Origin of the sequence: Sphingomonas sp. IC081 (assembly GCF_006874585.1) — a bacterium.
GTDB lineage: Bacteria > Pseudomonadota > Alphaproteobacteria > Sphingomonadales > Sphingomonadaceae > Novosphingobium.
In genome coordinates, this window is sequence record NZ_CP029761.1 from 1,149,261 (window position 1) to 1,167,947 (window position 18,687).

Sequence of the window (18,687 nt, forward strand, 5' to 3'; positions counted from 1 at the left end):
CAACATTGTCGATTAATAAGCACGCCGCTATGCTCGCCCGTTCAATCAGGGAAGGGGCGGGCATGGAGGTGAAAACACGGCGCAGGACGCGCGATCCGGTCGCGACGCGCGCCGTCATTCTGGATGCGGCGGCCAATCTGCTCGCCAAGGACGGGCCCGAGGGCGTCAGCCTTTCCGCCGTTGCCCATCTCGCTGCCGTCAATCGCGGCACCGCCTACCAGCATTTCGAAACCCGCGAGAAGCTGATCGAGGCGACCATCCAGTGGGTGTCCGACAAGCTGTTCCATGCCGTTTTCGGCGATCCGCAAACCGTGGGCGAGCGCCGGGTCGAGGAAGTGGACGTGGTGTCGCTGACCGAGCGGCTGGCCGATTTCGCGATGGAAAATCCCGACATCTGCCGCGTCTGGCTGCAGCAGGTGCTGGCCTCTCCCGATCCCTCGCAGGACCCGTTCTGGCGGGAATATTGCGGATCGCTGGGGCGCTTTGCCGGCACCGCTCTGGCCGAACCGGGCATCGATTTCGAGGTCTATTCAGTGATGAACCTTGCGGGCGTGTTCTTCTGGCCGATCCTCGCCCGCGCCCATGCCGCCGACGAGGGCGAGCGGCGCGAACTGTCGCGGCGCTATTCGCGCGAGATCCTGCGGCTGTCGATGTACGGCACGATGCGCGCCAAGGCTTTCCCGAAAGTGGCGGACCTGCTGGCGGCGCACGGGGTTTCGCCCGGAGGATAGGGCGCGGCTGATACCCCGTCCGTGATGCCGCTTCGCCAAGGCGATGGCATGGGGCGGCGGCATTGACGCAGCGGCGCATATTCCCTTTCAACCAGGGCCTGCCCAAGCCCGCATCGCCGGGTCCCAGCGTGACCCTTGAGGGAGTATGCCATGTTTTCCGCTATCGTGATCGACAAGACCGATGAGGGCCAGACGGTCACTCTCCAGCAGCTTGACGAAAGCGCGCTGCCCGAGGGCGATGTCGCCATCGACGTCGCGTTCTCGACGCTCAATTTCAAGGACGGCCTTGCCGTCACCGGCGCCTCGCCGGTCGTGCGCAAGTTCCCGATGGTGCCGGGGATCGACCTTGTCGGCACCGTTACGCAAAGCAGCCATGGCGACTGGAAGGCGGGCGATACCGTCGTGCTCAACGGCTGGGGCGTGGGCGAGGGCCACTGGGGCGGGTTGTCGCAGAAGGCCAGGCTGAAGGGTGACTGGCTGGTGCCGCTGCCTTCGGCCTTCTCGCCGCGGCAGGCCATGGCGATCGGCACGGCCGGTTATACCGCCGCGCTCTGCGTCGATGCGCTGGTGGACTGGGGCGTGACCCCGGATCAGGGCGAGATCCTCGTCACCGGCGCCACCGGCGGGGTCGGCTCGGTTGCCATCGCCATCCTCAAGAAGCTGGGCTATTCGGTCGCCGCGCTCACCGGCAAGCCGGGCGAGGCGGACTACCTGAAATCGCTGGGCGCGGAAACGATCATCGACCGCGCCGAACTCGCCGAAAAGGGCAAGCCGCTCCAGAAGGAGCGCTGGGCGGGCGTGGTCGACACCGCGGGCAGCCACACGCTGGCCAATGCCATCGCGCAGACCAGGTACGGCGGCGCGGTGGCCGCTTGCGGTCTGGCGCAGGGCTTCGATCTGCCCTCGACCGTCATGCCCTTCATCCTGCGCGGCGTTTCGCTGCTCGGCATCGACAGCGTCATGGCCCCCAAGGCCAAGCGCCTGAAGGCCTGGGACCGTCTGGCCAGGGATCTCGATCCGGCGGCGCTGGAAACCATCGGCCAGACCATCGGCCTCGGCGATGCCATCGAGGCTGCGCGCAAGTTCATGTCCGGAGAGGTCACCGGCCGTTACATCGTTGACGTGAACGCCTGATGCAGCCGGCGCGGCGGGCGGTTTGAGGGAGCCGCCCGCCGCGCCAGAGCATCATTGGGAGAAAGGGCGACACGGCCCTGCAAGGATGGCGAGGAAGGCATGGTCGAAGTCACGCAGGGTCTGTCCATTGCGCGCGGAATTCCGCTGGCGGAAGAGCAGGGCATCGGCCCGCTGACGCTGGGCGGGTTCCTCCGCGAGGTCACGCAGCGCCACGGCCCGGCAGAGGCCGCGGTGATCCATCTGGACGGCCGGGTCGAGCGCTGGACGTACGACGACCTCTGGGCCCGTTCGATGGACGTCGCCCGCGCGCTCGTTGCCTGCGGGGTCGGCAAGGGCACCCGGGTCGGGGTTCTGGCGACCAATCGCCTCGAATTCCTCTCCAGCGTCTTCGGCACCGCGCTGGCGGGCGGCGTGGCGATGACGGTCAGCACCTTCTTCACCCCTGCGGAACTGGAAACCGTGCTGCAGATGGGTGGCTGTTCGGTGCTGCTGCTCGAACGCCGCGTGCTCAAGAAGGATTTCGCGCAGACCCTCGTCGATCTCGAACCGCAGATCGGCTCGGCCAGGCCCGGCGCAGTCGCCTCCACCAGGTTCCCCTTCCTGCGCCATCTCGCCGTGATCGACAGCGACGAAGGCCTCGGCGCGATCGAGGGCTGGCAAACGTTCCTCGCGCGCGGAGAAAGCGTCGATCCGGTGCTGGTCGACGCTGCCGCCGCCACGGTCCAGCCGAGCGATCCCGGCGTGCTGTTCTTTTCCTCGGGTTCCACCGGCAAGGCCAAGGGCATCCTTTCGGCCCATCGCGGCGTCTGCCTGCAGCTCTGGCGCTGGCCGCAGTGGTACGCGGTTCAGGAGCCGCCGCGCACCTGGTCGGCCAACGGCTTCTTCTGGTCCGGCAACTTCGCGATGGCGCTGGGCGGCACGCTCGGTTCGGGCGGTTCGCTGGTGCTCCAGCGCTGGTTCGATGCCGGGGAGGCGCTGGCGCTGATGGAGGCGGAGCGGGCGACGATGATCCTCGCCTGGCCGCACCAGTGGGCCCAGCTGATCGCCGCGCCCAATTACGAGACGGTCGACCTATCGTCGATGGTCTACCTCGATGCGCTGACGCCTTGCGCCCGGCATCCCACGATTTCCACCACCTGGCGCGAACCGGCGCAGGCCTTCGGCAATACCGAGACGTTCACGCTGATCTCCGTCTTCCCCTCGGGCACCCGCGAGGACGTGGCGGGAAAGTCGCACGGGCTGCCCACTGCCGGCGCCACGATCAAGATCGTCGATCCCATGACCGGCGCCACGATGCCGCTGGGCGAGCGCGGCGAGATCGCCGTCAAGGGGCCGACGCTGATGCTCGGCTATCTTGGCGTGCCGCTCGACGAGACGCTCGACGAGGATGGTTTCCTGCGCACGGCGGATGGCGGTTATCTCGACGCGGCGGGGCGGCTGTTCTGGGAAGGCCGCCTCAACGACATCATCAAGACCGGCGGCGCCAACGTCTCCCCGCTGGAGATCGACGACGTGATCCGCGCCCATCCCGAAGTGAAGATGGTGCAGACCGTCGGCGTGCCGGACGAGCTGCTGGGCGAACTGGTGGTCTCCTGCGTGGTCCCGGTGGAGGGCGTGCGCCCCGATGCCGGATCGATCCGTGATTTCGCCAGGGAAAAGCTCGCCAGCTACAAAGTGCCGCGCAAGGTGCTGTTCGTGGCCGAGGGCGACCTCAAGACCACCGGCAGTGCCAAGATCAAGACGGCGGACCTGCGCAAGCTGGCCGCCGAGCGGCTGGACGCGGAAACCACAACGGGGTTGAGGGGACGAACAGCGTGACACAGGTGCCGCGTTTCGAGGACTGGCTGGAGATCTGCAATCTCAAGGCGCGCTATTGCCGCCTGCTCGATACCAAGGACTGGGACGGCTGGGCCGCGCTGTTCACCGAGGATTGCGAGGTCGACACGCGCCCCGCCGGGGGTACGCTGGAGCAGGGGCGCGATACATTTGTCGCGATGGTCCGCCGCTCGCTGGCCGATGCGAAGACCGCGCACCAGGTCCACTCGCCCGAGATCACCTTTCACGGCGACAGCGCCGACGTGGTCTGGGCCATGCAGGACCGCGTGGTGAAGGACAGCTTTGCGCTGACCGGGTACGGCCATTATCACGAGACCTGCGTGCGTGCTGCCGATGGCTGGAAGATCGCGAAGCAGACGCTCTCGCGGCTGATCGTCGACATGGATATGACCCAGCGCTGAGTGCCTGCCGCCGGGGCGCTTGCTGGACCGGTCTTTCGGCGAACCGGCGCTGCCGATCGGCGTGATCCGGCCTCAGTGGCAGGTTCTCGGCGTGCCGCCCGGTATCGCGGGGACGGTCCTGCCCAAGCATCGTGGCCGCGATAGGCGGCGCCTTGCGCAAGGGTTAGAGTTCAGGAAATCGTGCCGGACAAGGACCGGCACTCGAAAGCCGTAAGAGCGGGAGGATGCGTGGGTAAGACGATCGTGATCACTGGCGCCGGGGCGGGCCTCGGCCGCGCGCTGGCAAGGCGTTTCGCCGGTGAAGGGGAGACCGTGATCCTGCTGGGGCGCACGCTGTCCAAGGTGCAGGAACTGGCGGACGAGATCGGCCCCGCGGCCATGGCGGTGGAGTGCGACGTGGCCAGCGCCGATTCCGTGCGTCAGGCCTTCGCCGCGATTGCGCAAAAGCACCCGAAGATCGATGTGCTGATCAACAATGCGGCGGTCTACGAACCGTTCACGGTGGCCGAGGCGAGCGACGCGCAGATCGACGGTATCATCGCCACCAATCTCAATGGCCCGATCTACTGCTGCCGCGCCGCCATCCCGATGATGGAAAAGGGCGGGCAGATCATCAACGTGGGCAGCGAATCCGTCGCCGTGCCGTTCGTGATGCTCTCGCTCTACCAGTGCACCAAGGCGGGTCTCGAACGCTTTACCGAAGCGCTGGTGGAAGAACTGGAGCCTGCCGGCATCCGCGTCACCACCGTGCGCGCCGGGCCGATGTACGAAGCGGGCAAGGCTGCGCCGGGCTGGAATCCCGATGCCGCCATGCGTTTCCATCAGGGCTGCGCGGCCAATGGCATCGACCTGCGCGCGCGGCCGATCTCGCAGACCGAGAACGTCACCGGGGTGTTCCGCTCGGTCATCGATCTGCCGCCCGACGTGCGCGTGCTCCACGTTTCAGTGGGAGCGCGCCGTCCATGAGCGACGCCCAAACCCTGCAAGACGCCATTCCCGCCAAGGATCACACGATGACCACTCTTCCCGACGCCCAGCTCTATATCGACGGCCAGTTGCGGGGCGCCAGCGACGGCGGCACCTTCGAGGTGATCAGCCCCTGGACCGGCGAGGCGATCGGCAAGGCCGCCGATGCCACCGCCGATGACGTGAACGCGGCCATCGCCGCCGCCCGCCGCGCTTTCGACGAGACCGACTGGGCCACCAACGCCGAAAAGCGCGTGGCTCTGGTCAAAAAGTACCGCGAGTTGTTCGAAGCGGCCCGTCCGCGTCTTGGCGAACTGGCGATCAACGAGGCCGGCGCGGCGCAGGGGGCGGTCAGCCGGGCCCATGTCGGCATGGCTCTCGACGGCTGGGACGACTACATGGCCGTGTTCGACAAGCTGGAATGGGAAAAGGACTACGGCGAGAAGCCGGCCTTCGGCATGGTTCACAAGCGCATCGGTGTGCGTGAACCCGTCGGCGTGGTGGGCGCGATCACGCCGTGGAACGTGCCGCTCTACGTGAACATCGGCAAGATCGTTGCCGCGCTGCTCGCCGGTTGCACCGTGATCCTGAAGCCCGCGCCCGATACGCCCGGAATGGGCGCGATCTTTGGCGAACTGGCCAGGGAAGCGGGCTTCCCCGACGGCGTCATCAATGTGGTGTTCGGCGCCGATCCGGCGCTGGCGGGCGAAATGCTGGTCACCGATCCACGCGTGGACCTGATCTCGTTCACCGGCTCCACCGGCGTCGGCAAGCGCATCATGGAGCAGGGGGCGGCGACGCTGAAGCGCGTGTTCCTCGAACTCGGCGGCAAGTCGGCCAAGATCGTGCTCGACGATGCACCGAACTTCGCGATGGAAGTGGGCATGGCGATGCTGGTGTTCCATGCCGGGCAGGGCTGCGCCGTGCAGTCGCGCCTGCTGGTGCCGCGCAGCCGTTACGAGGAAGCCAAGGCCATCCTCAAGGGCGCCTACGGCAACTTCGGCGACAACTGGGGCGATATCGCGAACCCGGCGCACATCATGGGCCCGGTGATCTCGAAGCGTCAGATGGAGCGGGTGAAGAGCTACATCGATCTCGGGCAGGAAGAGGGCGCCACGCTGCTGGCCGGCGGCAACATCCGCCCCGACAAGGGCGGCGGCTATTTTGTGGAGCCGACCTGCTTCGTGGACGTTACCAATGACATGCGCATTGCCCAGGAAGAGATTTTCGGCCCCGTGCTGGTCGTCATCCCCTACGAGGACGACGAGGATGCCGTGCGCATTGCCAACCAGAGTTCCTATGGCCTATCCGGCGGTGTCAGCTCGGGTGATCTGAACCGGGCGATCAATATTGCCAAGCGTGTGCGCACCGGCTCGATGAGCGTCAACAACGGCATGTGCATCGCCGGCGACATTCCCTTCGGTGGCTACAAGGCCAGCGGCATGGGACGCGAATGGGGTCTGGAAGGCATTGAAGAGTTCACCGACGTCAAGATCCTTGCCTGGCCCGTCGGCCAGGCTGCGGCCTGACGCAGACGGCTCGGACGAGGCTTTTCTGGGAAGCGACACCGGAGAAGAGAACGGCGGCGAGGACACCGGAGCCCCGGCGGTCCCGCCGCATCTCGCCGCCGCCGTCACCGACGCTTCGGCGGCGGTCAGCCATAACCTCCACGGGCAGAAACTGGGCCGCAAGGGGCGCGTTACGCGTGAGCGCATCCTTGCCGCCACCATCGAGCTTGTCGAGAAGACCGACGAGCCGGTGACGCTGGGGGCCGTGGCGAGGTCGGTCGGGATCGGCATGACGTCGATCTACAACTACTTCACCGACTTCACCGAACTGCTGCTCGCCGTGCTGGAGCCGGTGATGGGTTCGGCGCAGGACGAGTATTTCGTGCTGGCCCGCGACCAGTGGCCGGACGCGGAGCTCAATGCCCGGGCCATGGACTTCGTGCGCGCCTATCACGCGTTCTGGGCCAAGCACACCGGCCTGCTGCACTTGCGTAACTCACTGGCGGACCAGTTCGACGTGCGCATCATGCACCAGCGCGTGAACTCGACCCGGCCGCTGATCGGCCTGTTCGTGGCACAGATGGACCCGCGCGGGGCGCTGGGCGACACGGCGGTGCTGATGGCGACGACGCTGATGACGGGTATCGAACGCTCGATCACGCTGGCGACCGACAGGCGCTTGCGGCGTATCCTCGGCACGCTGCCGGGGCGGCGCGAGGAAAGCCTGCTGGAGGTCAACGCGCGGCTGATGGAACTGGCGATCCGCGACATGCGGGAGCGGGCGGCGGGGTGAGGCGCCGTTAACAACCTCGCTTCCATGCACAAACCCCATTTCGTCATCCCCGCGAAGGCGGGGATCCCGCTTGTTCTTCTGGCGTGGCGCAAAGAAAGCGGGGCCCCCGCCTTCGCGGGGGCGACGAGCGTTTGTGTCTAGGTTCGGGGTGACCGGAGGGAAACCTCCAGCCCGCCCCTACTTCTTCTTCCCGCCCACGCCTTTCAGGTATTCTTCCATGCCGCGGATGTAGTCCGGGTTGAGCATGAGTGCGCTGTTGGCCATGCGCTCGATGTGGCGGGCGCTGTCGCGGCCCACTTCGGCGCTGAGTTCGATGGCGACCTTGGCCGCGCCCATCTGCTCGGGATTCTGTTTCGCGAGGTGGCGGCAGAACGCCATGACGTCCGCCTCGAAGGTCTCGTCCTCATAGACCTGATGGACCAGCCCCATGGTCAGGGCCATGTCCGCCGGGGCAGGCTTGTTCGCCATGATCAGCCAGCGCGCCCAGTGCGGCCCGCAGATGCGCGTCAGGCGCGAGACGCCGCCCGATGCGGGGAGCACGCCGAACAGCCCTTCGGGAAAGGCGTAGGACGCGCTTCTGGCGGCAAGGCGGAAATCGCACGAGAGGCTCATTTCCAGCCCGCCGCCCACGCACATGGCATGGTGCGCGACGACAAAGGGTTTCTCGATATGCTCGATCTCGTCCCACAGCTGCTGCATGTTGTTGAGATTGAGCCGGTGGTTCTCGCGAATGCCGCGCGCGCTGCCGCCGGTCGACGCGGGCGAGACGATGTTCTGGTTGCCGCCCCGCAAGTCCGCGCCGGAACTGAAGTAGCGCCCGGCCGAGCGGATCAGCATGACCTTCAGTTCGGGTGTCTCGCGAAAGCGCAGCACCGCCTCGGTCAGCAGGTCCATCATCTGCCGGCTGATCGCGTTGAGCTTGTCGGGCCGGTTGAGCGTGGCGATCAGGATGCCGTCCACGTCTTGGGTGAGCAGGTGCGGTGCTTCTTCGGTCATCGTATTCTCCCCCTCCGTTGCGCGCCTCAATTGCGGGACCGCGGCAGGCCGAGGCCCTTTTCGGCGATCATCGAACGGTGCACCTGGCTGGTGCCGCCGTAAATGGTCGTCCCGTGGGCATGGCGATAGGCGAGGTTGATGGCATTGGCCGCGCCCTTGCGCTTGGACAGCGAGTAGGGCGCCGTCAGGTCGAGCAGGTCGCGGGAATCGGTGATGAACAGTTCGGACGAGAACATCTTCGCCATCGGGCCATAGGCGCCGTTGCCCTTGCCGTGGACCTGCGTCCAGTTGGCGCGATAGGCGATCAGTTCGGAGGCCAGCACATTGGCGTAAGTGCGCGCCAGCCGCGCCTGCGCCTTGGCCGTTTCGATCAGCCTGCCGCCGCCAGCCACGGGGATTTCCTCGCAGAGTTCCACCGCGTTCTCCAGCATCGCGCGCTGCACTTTCGCAAAGCCGCCGCCGTGTTCGAGTTCGAGGCTGGCCGCCATGGTCCGCCCGCCCGCGTTGATCTCGCCCAGGCGCCAGCTGTCGGGGATGCGCACGTTGTCGTAGAAGGTGATGTTGGTGCGCTCGTCCATGAAAGTGTGGACGCCCTGCACGGTGACGCCTTCGGCCTTGAGCGGCACGATGAACATGGTGAGCCCCTTGTGCTTGGGCGCGTCCGGGTCGGTGCGGCAAAGCATCAGCACATAGTCGGTCAGGTTGGCGCCGCTGGTCCACATCTTGGTGCCGTCGATCCGCCACGACCCGTCCTCAAGCTGGGTCGCCTTGCACTGCGCGGCAAAGACGTCCGAACCGCAGCCCGGTTCCGAATAGCCGAGCGAGCAGATCGCCTCGCCCGCCATCACTCGGGACAGCACGTCGCGCTTCAGGTCCTCGCTGCCGAAGCGGTGCATGATCAGCGCCACCATCTGCGAGACATTGGCGACCGGGTTGCTCCAGCCCTCCTCCTCGAAGGCCGAGCGCGCGGCAGTGACGGCGTAGGGGCTGAGGCCGCGCCCGCCGACGTCCTTGGGAAGCTGGAGGTAGGCAAGGTTCGCCTCGACCAGCTGCTTGTGGATGACCGGGTTATGGCCTTCCCACGAAAAGTGGAACTTCTCGCGCTGTTCGTCGGTGACGTTCCTGGCGAAGAATTCGCGGATTTCCTGCTGGATCGCGCGGGCATCCTCGCCCAGATCGAACTCGACGGGGACGTCGCCGACATCGGGCAGGCTGGCCTGCTCGCCCGCGTAGAGGCGGCGACCGGCTTCGGCGAGCCAGTCCTCGGGATCGCCGGCCACCAGCGGCCAGGCCTTGGCGCGCAAGTTGTAGAGGTGGACGTCATGCTCGGTGGTGAGGCCGATGCCGCCGAAGGTCTGCACGGCGTGGCGCACGGTGCGTCCTGCGGCGCCGGCGGCGTACCATGCCGATAGCGAAACCTGGGCTCCTGCCGCCGGGTCGCCATCGGCGATCGCGCGCATGGCCTGCCAGGCAAGGAACTTGGCGGAATCGATTTCGCAGATCAGGTCCGCCATCGGGTGCGAGAGCGCCTGGAACGTGCCGATGAACACGCCGAAGGCCTTGCGTTCCCCGGCATATTCCGCCGCCATCGTCAGCGCGGCACGGGCAAGGCCGGACAGCGCCAGCGCCATCAGCACCTTCCATTCCTCGAGCCCGGCTGCGAAGAGCGCCAGCGCGTCTTCGCCGCTGGCCAGAACGGTTGTCGGCAAGGCACCGAGATCAAGCTCCGCAATCGCCGTGGTGGCAAGCGTCGGCTCCGCGATCCGCGCTTCGGCGGGCACCGTGACCAGCACCACCTCGTTACCCCTGCGCGCGGCGACCGCATCGGCCACGAGGCCGCCCGCGACCCATTGCCGGGGGAATTCGGCCACGTCCTGCATGGCAATCGTGACGACGGCCTCGCCGCCGAGCGCCGCGGCCAGCAGGTCTTCCTGACCGCCCAGCAGGCCGAGCAGGCGGGTGGCCACCAGCGCTTCGGCCAGCGGGCCGGAGGCGAGCGTGCGCCCGGCTTCCTCCATCAGCAGGCCGGCATCGAACAGGCCAAGGCCCATGCCGTCGGCCTCTTCGGGAACGCGCATGGCAAAGGCGCCAAGCTCGGCAAGGCCGGTCCACAGGGCGTGGTCGAAACCGCCGCTTTCCTGCGCCTTGCGTACGCGTGCCATGCTCGAATTCTCGTCGAGGAAGCGCGCGAACGTATCGCGCATCATGACCTGTTCGTCGGTGAGGTCGAAGTTCATTTCAGGCTTTCCCCGGGGGTTCTTGGTTTTCGTGTTTCCTCGTCAACATCATACCTCGCCGCCCCGTTCAATCGCCTCGGGTACGCAATCGCGGGCGCGATAGCTCGGCGTCGCTGCTGGCAGGGCCGGGAGGGGAGGCGTAGCGTCCCGGTCCAAGGCGCCACGAACGATGCGCCCGCCGGGGACCGTCCGGCCCGGCAACGGATGGGAGTGCCGACATGGAAATGAACGACATGGTGCTGATCAGCGTCGACGATCACATCAGCGAGCCGCCCGACCTGTTCCGGAACCATCTTTCCGGCGCTGCGCTGGAATCCGCGCCCAGGCTGATCCAGGACGAGAACGGCAAGGACTTGTGGGTCTACCAGGGCCAGAAGTTCCCTTCGGTGGGCCTCAACGCCGTGGTCGGCCGTCCTTTCGAGGAGTACGGCATGGAGCCGACCTCGCTCGATCAGCTGCGCGCCGGTTGTTATGACGTGCATGAGCGTATCAAGGACATGGACGTCAACGGCATCGCCGCCTCGCTCAACTTCGGCTCGGTGTTCGACTTCGCCGGTGGCCGCCTTCACCGCGTGCCCGACCGCGATCTCGCGAAAGTCCACGTCAGCGCCTACAACGACTGGCATATCGACGAATGGTGCGGCGCCTATCCGGAGCGCTTCATTCCCTGCGCGATCCTGCCGACCTGGGACATGGACGCGACCATCGCCGAGCTTAAGCGCGTCTCCGCCAAGGGCTGCCACACCGTCTCGATCAGCGAGAACCCCACCTGCCAGGGCCTGCCGAGCATCCACAACGCCTATTGGGACCCGTTCTACAAGGCGATCAACGATCTCGACATGACGATCTGCCTGCACATCGGCGGCGGCAATCCGGCGCCCCATGCCTCGATGGAAACGCCGATCGAGGCGTGGATCTCGACGATGCCGATGTCGATCGCCTATGCCGCCTCGGACTGGCTCCAGCTGGAGGCGCTGCACCGGTATCCGGACATGCGCATCGCGCTGTCGGAAGGTTCGATCGGCTGGGTGCCCTACTTCACGGAGCGGGCGGACTTCTCGAACTGGCGGCACAAGGCCTGGACCAACTCGCGCTTCCAGAAAATGAAGCCCAGCGAGATGTTCAGGCGGCATTTCCTCAATTGCTTCATCGACGATGCCTTCGGCCTCCAGAACATCCAGTTCATCGGCGAGGACAACATCGCCTACGAGTGCGACTATCCGCATTCCGACACGCTCTGGCCGGAAGTGCCCGAGCATCTCTGGCCTTCGATCAAGCACCTGACCGAAACGCAGATCGACAAGATCACGCACGGGAATGCGATGCGCTGGTTCCGGTTCGATCCCTTCCAGCACCATGCCCGCGCCGAGCTGACCGTCGGCGCGCTGCGGCAGCGGGCGGAGGCGGAAGGCGTCGATACCAGCGCCAAGTCTTCCGCCGGTGAACGTCCGGTGGAGGAGGGGGATACCCGGCCGGTCACTTCGGGCGACATCATGAAGATGTTCATGCGCCACGAAGATACCGACCGCACCGCGCGCATGCACCGGCAGGAGGCCTGATCGCCGCCGGTAACAGCAGAAAGGCCCCGCGAGCGTACTCGCGGGGCCTTTTCGGGTGGCTGCGCCCGGTCAGGCTGCGTGGGGCAGTTGTTCCGGTTCGGCGAGCACGACGGGATCCGGCAGGCACTTGCGCATCGCGTCGCTGAGCGACTGGAGCAGGGCTTCCGGGTTCACCTTGTCGTCCTTGCCGTAGATCAGGCTGATGACGAGCGGGTGGCCGTCGGGCTGGCGCGGGACAAGGCCGCAGAGCGATTCCGCGCCGCTGCCGAAGCCCGCCGGGCCGAACACGTAACGCGGATCGCGGCAGCTATCGATGCGGGCCATCATGTCGGCAAAGGCGAACTTGTTGAGTTCGCTGGCTTCCGCATTGAGGCGGCGCACCATGCCTTCGCAGCGCTGGCGGGCCACGGTCGAGAGCATCAGCAGGCCGGCGGCGTTCTGGGCCAGCGGTTCCTTGATGCCGCCCGAAAGCTCCCGCGTGGCGGCAAGGGCGCGCGGGCCGTGGCGCCAGTTGACGATCTGGACGTCGAGCCCGACCATGGCATGGAGCGCGACCGAAAGGCCGGTCTGGGCGACCAGGCGGTCCATCAGGCGCACGATGCGGCCGTCGCGCACCAGCTCGGGCTGGCCCGAGGTGCCGATCAGCGCGGCGCGCGGCGTCAGGCTGTAGGCGCGCGAGTAAGGGTCCTTGTGAAGCAGGCCGAGCTCGACCAGGCTGGAGAGCAGTTCCGACGTGCTCGACTGCGGGCGGTTGTAGCGGCGCACGATGTCCATGACGGTGGCTTCACGGTGCGCATCGTCGAAATATTCGAGCACTTCGATCACGCGGCGTGCGATCTTGGCCTTGTTCGATGACGTGGTCTTTCCAGGCATGAGGTCTCTCCTCCCTCAAGTGTGGTGTGATGAACTCACTTCTCTCCCGAGTCGGATCCCTGAAAACTGAGTCTGACTCGTTTTTTGCTAAGCTTGGTTATCATTGCTTGTGGAAGGCCGCAAGGGGCTTCGCGCAGACGATAAGTTGCGCGCAGGGGCGCTCTCTCGAAATATCCCGAAATCCCGCAGATTCCGGCGGTTTCCGGCGATCGGCGCATCGCCGAGCCGTGTTTGCGGCGGGGCAGGCTGGTCATGACGCGCAATGCTCGTCATGCTCCGGTGCGACCAGGTATTTGTGCGGGAGGGAAAAGTTCGAGGATGCAGGTGGAGGGACTGACATTCGCCGGAGCCGGGCTGTACGATTCGGCGGTGCAGTCCGGCGCGCCGATCGCTTTTGTAGATCTGTCGCGCGAAGCCGGGGACCTGCCAGACATGCTCCTGCCGCCATGTCCGGTGATCGGGATCGGCGCACGCGAGCATCCGCTGGCATCGCGGCTCGATGCCTGTCTCGAACCGCGCTTCGATGCGGCGCAGCTGGTGGATGCCGCCTCGGCCCAGCCGCTCGCCGCGGCCGTCGTCGCCCAGTTGCTGCGGCTTCTCCCGTCGCTTTCGATCGATGACGGGCTGACGGCGGAATCGCTTGCCTATGCAACCTTGCAGGGCAGCGAGGCGCATCGCCGCTGGATCGGCGCGCGGGTCACCCCGGACAGTCCGGCCGCGGCGGGGCGGGTCGTGCTGGCGCGCGGCGGCGACGTGATGACGGTGACGCTCGATCGTCCCGCCGCGGGCAATGCCATCGACCGCACCATGCGCGACGAACTGCGCGAGGCTTTCGTGCTCGCGGGCATCGACAGGAGCATTTCCCGCATCGTGCTGCGGGGCAATGGCAAGGCCTTCTGCCTTGGCGCGGATCTTGGCGAGTTCGGCACGACCCGCGATCCCGCCGAGGCCCATCGCCTTCGCGGGCTGACCCTTCCGGCCAGGGAGGCGGCCCGCTGCCGCGACCGTTTCGAAGTCCGGATCGACGGGGCCTGCATCGGCGCGGGGCTGGAGATCGCGGCGTTTGCCGCCCATGTCGCGGCGACGCGGCGTTCGTGGTTCCAGCTTCCCGAACTGGCGATGGGCATTCTTCCGGGGGCGGGCGGCTGCGTCTCGCTCAGCCGCCGGATCGGGCGGCAGCGCGCCTTGCTGATGATCCTGTCAGGTCGGCGCTTCGCAGCGCGCGAGGCGCTCGAATGGGGGCTCGTCGACGCTCTGGTGGACGATCCGGCCTGACACGACCGTGAGGCGGACGTCCGCGCTGCTCAGCCGCGTGCGGGCCTCGTGCCAGGGGCGGCCGAGCAGGCACAGGTCGGCGGCTTCGCCCACGGTCACCCGTCGCTGGCGGGAAAGGTCCATCGGATCGGCGAGGTAGAGTGCCAGCGCGTCCTCGGGAGAGAGCGCCTCGTCCGGCGTGAAGGGGGTGCCTGCAAGCGTGCTGCGCAGCACGGCGGCGCGGATCGCCTGCCAGGGATCGCCGCTGCCGTAAGGCGCGTCGCTTCCCCCCGCCAGCGTGATGCCCGCCCGCCGCAGCGAGGCCAGCCGGTAGAGGTTCTTGTGGTGATGCGGCTCGACGTCGCGCAAGTAGCGATCGCCGTTCCGGTGAACGAAGTGCGGCTGCACGCAGGCCTGCAGGTCCAGCGCGGCCATGCGCGCCGCGAGATCGGCGGGAACGATCGAGGCATGTTCGATCCGGTCGCCTCGCCGGGCACCCGCGGTTTCGAACAGGGCCAGCGTGAAGACCAGTTCCACTTCGGTCACGCAGTGCACGGCAACGCCGCGTCCCTGGGCGTGGGCCTGGGCGATCCAGGCGCATGCCGCGTCGAAGTCGGGCAATGCGGCTTCGTGCAGGTGGAGCTTTGCAGGCCCCAGCCGCCAGCCGCTGCAGGGCGCATCCGCCAGCGACAGCCCGCCCGCCACTACGAGCCTCTGCGTAAGCTGTCCGGCGCTGATTTCGCAGGCAAAATGGCGCGCGATCAGCGGGTCGTTGCGGGGGGACATATCGGTCACGCCGGTGAGCCCGAAACGCGCGAGATCGTGGCTGATTGCCGCGAGGCCCGGCGGCGCGGCGGCCAGCGCGCCTTGCAGCCAGGCATCCTCGTCGAACAGGCGGCCGGTGAAACGGCCGCCGATCCGCTCAAGCCCGGGCGGCGGGGTGCTGGACGCCAGCAAGGCGTCCAGCGCGGCGCTGTTCAGCAGCCACATGCGGCCGGTGCGATGTTGCAGGCGGACAGGGCGATCCGGCACCATGCGATCGAGCGCCGCCGCATCGGGCAATTCGCCGTCCAGCACGCTTTCGCAGAGCCCGAAACCGCGAAGCCAGCCGGTGCCGGGACGCGAGAGGGCGCGGGCGAGGTCATCGCGGTCCCGGATCGCGGGCGGGCCGCATTCGACCGAGGCCGCACGCACCGCGAGCGCCGCCAGGTGGATGTGATGATCGTGCAGGCCGGGCAGCAAGGCACCGCCGCGCGCCTCGACAACCGCTTCGCCCGGGCGCGGGGCGAGATCGCCGATGGCGGCGATGATACCGCCGTCGATGCGCAGGTCGCCGGTGCCGTGCCGGTGGATCGCGGCGCCGCGGATCAGCATGGCGCAAGCGCGGGCAGATAGCCTGCGGTGTCGGCGCCGAGCGGGCGTACGGGGGCGCGCAGGGCGCGGCGCTGCAGCGCCGGGAAGGGGCGTCCGGGCGCAGTGCCCCAGGCGCGCAGTTCCGCTTCGAGCCGCGGCGCGTCGAAGGCGCGTTCCTCGGCCAGTGCCATGGCGGTTATCGCGCTCATCGACAGGCCGATGCGCTGCGCCTCCCCGCGGCGCAAGGCGTGCAGCACCGCGCCCGCGCCGATGATCCCGGTGAGCGGGTCGGCGATCGCGTCGCCGACGTAGCCGGGCGTCCCGCAGGCTTGCGCCAGCGCGCGGGAGAGGCCCCCGGCAACGCCGCAGTCATTGCCGATGCCCACCCAGTTGGCCGCTTCCCCGCTGGCGCCGTGGCCGGTGACGGACAGCCACACCAGCCCCGGCACTTCGCCCACCAGCGCCTGCGCGTCGATCCCGAGATGCCGCAGGGCGCGCGGGCGCGCACTCTCGATGACGACGTCGGCGCGGCGGATGAGGGCGACCAGCCGGGCCTTTTCGGCGTCGCTGGCAAAGTCGACCAGCACGCTGGCCTTGCCCTGGTTGATGAGATCGAAAGTTGCCGGATCGTCGCGGCGGATGAGGTCGGGGCGGGAGCGGCTTTCGACTTTCACCACCTCCATTCCCGCCTGCCAGAGCAGGTGCCCGGCGAGCGGCCCGGCCCAGATGGCGGACATGTCGATCACCAGGGGGCGATGGCCGGGGGCCCTGTCGCGGTGCGGGCCGCGCGCGATCACCTCGATGGCAGGCGAGACCGGCTGTTCGTCGAGCAGGGCTACCGGCAGCCCCAGCAGCCGTCCGGTTTCGAGCAGCGCGGCGCCGTCGCTGCGCCGCACGGCCGCAGCAATCGCGGCAGGGTCGCCCGCGTCGAGGTCGGCATCGCCGAACAGTGCGGGCAGGAGGTCGCGGTCGATCTCGCGGATCAGCGTGAGGGCAAACCAGTTGCCGTCACGCGTCGGCAGCAGGCGGCTGCCGCCAAGCCCTGCGGAGACCTTTCCGGCGATGCGATAGCGGCCATGGGCGGCGCGTTCGCCCAGCAGGGTCGAGCCGGAAAGACGGGGCAGGCCGAAATCGCGGGCGAGCGCATCCAGTTGCCGGTCGGCCCAGCGAGCCAGCGGGATCGCCGGGCCGCGCGCTGAACCCTCAGTCGGCAAGGACGTCCTTGACCTTGCGGCGCAGCAACTTGCCCATCTCGTTGTAGGGCAGCTCGGCGACGAAGACGACCTTCTCCGGCACCCGCGAGGATCGCAGGCGGGCGCGGACAAGGTCCTTCAGCTCGGTTGCGCAGGGCGACGCGTGACCTTCGCGGGTGACGATCGCAACGCCCACGGTCTCGCCCCATTCGACCGACGGGATCGCGCAGGCACAGGCATCGGCGATCGCCGGGTGCGTCAGCAGGACGTCCTCGATCTCGCCCGGCGACATGTTCTCGCCGCCGCGCACGATCACGTCGTCCGCGCGCCCGGAGAGGAACAGGTAGCCATGCTCGTCGATGAAACCGGCATCGCGGGTGGGGAACCAGCCCTCGGCGTCGAGCGCGCTCTTTTCCTTGTATTCGCCCGAGACCTGCTCGCCGCGCACGTAGATTTCGCCGGGTTCTCCGGGGCCGAGCACCTCGCCGTTGTCGCCGCGGATCTCGATCTCCACGGTCGGGATCGGCTTGCCGAGCGAGGTGAGGCGGGCGCGGACCTGCGGGTCGCCCGAGGCCAGCGCCTCGCGGTGGTCCTCGGGGCCGAGCAGGGCGATGGTCGAGCTGGTTTCGGTGAGGCCATAGGCATTGGTAAAGCCCGCCTCGGGGAAACGTTCGAGCGCCTTCTGGATCACTTCGATCGGCATCTTGCCGCCACCATAGGCGACGGCGCGCAGTGAGGAAACGTCGCCGCTCGCGCCTTTTTCCATCGCATCGATGATCCGTGCGAGCATGGTGGGCACGACAAAGGCGTTGGTGACGGTTTCCGCCGCGACCAGCGATAACCAGCCCTCGGGCGAGAATGCCGGCAGCATCACGATCTTGCGCAGCGCATAGATCGAGGAGAGCAGCGCCGAGATCCCCGCGATATGATAGGGCGGCACCACCACGAGCGCGGCGTCGGCCTCGTCCGCCGAACCGAACTCGACGGTGCCCAGGATATAGCCGAGCAGGTTGGAATGGCGCAGGATCGCGGCCTTCGGCGCGGCGGTGGTGCCGCTGGTGAAGAGCTGGATCGCGATGCCGCTCCCGGATTCATCGCCCCCCGGATCGTATTCACGCGCTTCGTCGGCGGGCACGGTTTCCTGCGCCTTGAGCACGAACTCCCCGCGCGAGAACACGGTGTGGCCCTGGTCGGCGGCGACGCGCAGGATGCGTTCCTCGTCGCCGATCACCAGCGCCGGGGCGATGCGGCCGAGCAGGGCGGCGAGATCGGCATCGGGCAGGCGGTAGTTGAGCGGGCAATAGGGCACGCCGGCCAGCGCGGCCCCGAACACCGCGATCACCGCCGCTTCGCTGCTCTCGTCGAGCAGGGCCACATAGTCGGCCTCGCTCTGGCGGATCAGTTCGAACGCGCCGCGCGCGGCAGCGAGCAGGTCGCCATAAGTCCAGCGCCGTCCGTCGCAGACGAGCGCGACGCGGTCCGGCGCGGTCTCCGCCGCCATTTCCAGAAGAAGCGCGATGTTCATGGGGCGTCAGTCCGAGGCGGGCAGGGGCTTGGCGTCCTTGACGACCAGCGCGACGCCGCCGACCGCAAGCGAGCCCTTGCCCGGCTTCACGCAAAGCAGTTCGTACTTGCCGTCACTGTCGACGTAGCGCTTGCCCATCAGGGTGCCGGCCGAGAAATCGGCGGCGAGCGGCGCGGCATCGGCGGGCCTGGCCTCGCCCATCGGCGCGCCGCCGCATTCGATCGTGCCGTCGGCGCAGCGGATCACCATGACTTCGGTGTCGCAGGCAGCGCTCTTGAGACGGGTTCCAGGCTTCATGTATTCGGTCCTTGCTTGGTATGTCGTGCGG

Annotated in this window: 16 protein-coding genes; 9 read left to right on the forward strand and 7 right to left on the reverse strand. The window is 67.7% G+C overall.

The features are described 5' to 3' along the window. Window positions 1-62: 62 nt before the first annotated feature. The 7 genes from DM450_RS05520 (at window position 63) to DM450_RS05550 (ending at window position 7,369) form a co-directional block, all read left to right on the forward strand. The gene (locus DM450_RS05520) at window positions 63-731 is read left to right on the forward strand and encodes a TetR/AcrR family transcriptional regulator (RefSeq protein WP_142633124.1); all 669 of its coding nucleotides are present in this window, start codon (window positions 63-65) and stop codon (window positions 729-731) included. Between the two features lie 150 nt (window positions 732-881). Then, a complete protein-coding gene (locus DM450_RS05525; RefSeq protein WP_142633126.1) occupies window positions 882-1,865 on the forward strand; it encodes an MDR family oxidoreductase in 984 nt (327 codons plus the stop codon). Between the two features lie 99 nt (window positions 1,866-1,964). After that, window positions 1,965-3,683: a class I adenylate-forming enzyme family protein gene (locus DM450_RS05530; RefSeq protein WP_142633128.1), complete on the forward strand. Its 1,719-nt coding sequence runs from the start codon at window positions 1,965-1,967 to the stop codon at window positions 3,681-3,683. Then, window positions 3,680-4,102, forward strand: coding sequence for a nuclear transport factor 2 family protein (locus tag DM450_RS05535; protein ID WP_142633130.1), 423 nt, complete (start codon window positions 3,680-3,682; stop codon window positions 4,100-4,102). Before DM450_RS05530 ends, DM450_RS05535 begins: the two co-directional genes overlap by 4 nt. 228 nt (window positions 4,103-4,330) lie before the next feature. After that, entirely contained in the window at window positions 4,331-5,068 is a 738-nt protein-coding gene (locus tag DM450_RS05540; protein WP_142633132.1) for an SDR family oxidoreductase, read from the forward strand. Window positions 5,069-5,115: 47 nt separating this feature from the next. Further along, on the forward strand, window positions 5,116-6,597 hold the full coding sequence (locus tag DM450_RS05545) for an aldehyde dehydrogenase family protein (protein ID WP_142637548.1): 1,482 nt from the start codon (window positions 5,116-5,118) through the stop codon (window positions 6,595-6,597). Next, window positions 6,566-7,369, forward strand: a complete 804-nt coding sequence (locus DM450_RS05550) for a TetR/AcrR family transcriptional regulator (RefSeq protein WP_185928718.1) — start codon at window positions 6,566-6,568, stop codon at window positions 7,367-7,369. The genes DM450_RS05545 and DM450_RS05550 overlap by 32 nt, the downstream gene beginning before the upstream one ends. Before the next feature lie 177 nt (window positions 7,370-7,546). On the opposite strand, the gene DM450_RS05555 is transcribed toward DM450_RS05550, so the two are convergent. Together DM450_RS05555 and DM450_RS05560 are read right to left on the reverse strand one after the other, a co-directional pair. Then, on the reverse strand, window positions 7,547-8,365 hold the full coding sequence (locus DM450_RS05555) for an enoyl-CoA hydratase/isomerase family protein (protein WP_142633134.1): 819 nt from the start codon (window positions 8,363-8,365) through the stop codon (window positions 7,547-7,549). Between the two features lie 26 nt (window positions 8,366-8,391). Further along, window positions 8,392-10,602 carry an acyl-CoA dehydrogenase family protein gene (locus DM450_RS05560; RefSeq protein WP_142633136.1) on the reverse strand — a complete coding sequence of 737 codons (2,211 nt, stop codon included), beginning with the start codon at window positions 10,600-10,602 and terminating at the stop codon, window positions 8,392-8,394. 218 nt (window positions 10,603-10,820) lie between these two features. Here DM450_RS05560 and DM450_RS05565 point away from each other — a divergent pair, with 218 nt between their 5' ends. Continuing rightward, window positions 10,821-12,161 carry an amidohydrolase family protein gene (locus DM450_RS05565; protein ID WP_142633138.1) on the forward strand — a complete coding sequence of 447 codons (1,341 nt, stop codon included), beginning with the start codon at window positions 10,821-10,823 and terminating at the stop codon, window positions 12,159-12,161. A 69-nt stretch (window positions 12,162-12,230) separates the two neighbouring features. Here DM450_RS05565 and DM450_RS05570 read toward each other — a convergent pair whose 3' ends face one another. Further along, complete coding sequence (locus DM450_RS05570) at window positions 12,231-13,034, reverse strand: helix-turn-helix domain-containing protein (protein ID WP_142633140.1); 804 nt, start codon at window positions 13,032-13,034, stop codon at window positions 12,231-12,233. 318 nt (window positions 13,035-13,352) lie between these two features. On the opposite strand from DM450_RS05570, the gene DM450_RS05575 reads away from it, so the two are divergent. After that, the gene (locus DM450_RS05575) at window positions 13,353-14,309 is read left to right on the forward strand and encodes an enoyl-CoA hydratase/isomerase family protein (protein WP_185928719.1); all 957 of its coding nucleotides are present in this window, start codon (window positions 13,353-13,355) and stop codon (window positions 14,307-14,309) included. Here DM450_RS05575 and DM450_RS05580 read toward each other — a convergent pair. From DM450_RS05580 to DM450_RS05595, 4 genes are read right to left on the reverse strand one after another with little or no spacing between them, the layout of a single operon-like run. After that, entirely contained in the window at window positions 14,235-15,662 is a 1,428-nt protein-coding gene (locus DM450_RS05580; protein WP_142633143.1) for an amidohydrolase family protein, read from the reverse strand. The genes DM450_RS05575 and DM450_RS05580 overlap by 75 nt on opposite strands. After that, window positions 15,656-16,855, reverse strand: a complete 1,200-nt coding sequence (locus DM450_RS05585) for a CoA transferase (RefSeq protein WP_142633145.1) — start codon at window positions 16,853-16,855, stop codon at window positions 15,656-15,658. Before DM450_RS05585 ends, DM450_RS05580 begins: the two co-directional genes overlap by 7 nt. After that, window positions 16,845-18,359 (reverse strand): class I adenylate-forming enzyme family protein, encoded by a 1,515-nt coding sequence (locus DM450_RS05590; protein ID WP_142633147.1) that lies wholly within the window; start codon window positions 18,357-18,359, stop codon window positions 16,845-16,847. The genes DM450_RS05585 and DM450_RS05590 overlap by 11 nt, the downstream gene beginning before the upstream one ends. A 6-nt stretch (window positions 18,360-18,365) precedes the next feature. After that, window positions 18,366-18,656 carry a hypothetical protein gene (locus DM450_RS05595; RefSeq protein ID WP_142633149.1) on the reverse strand — a complete coding sequence of 97 codons (291 nt, stop codon included), beginning with the start codon at window positions 18,654-18,656 and terminating at the stop codon, window positions 18,366-18,368. Window positions 18,657-18,687 lie beyond the last annotated feature (31 nt).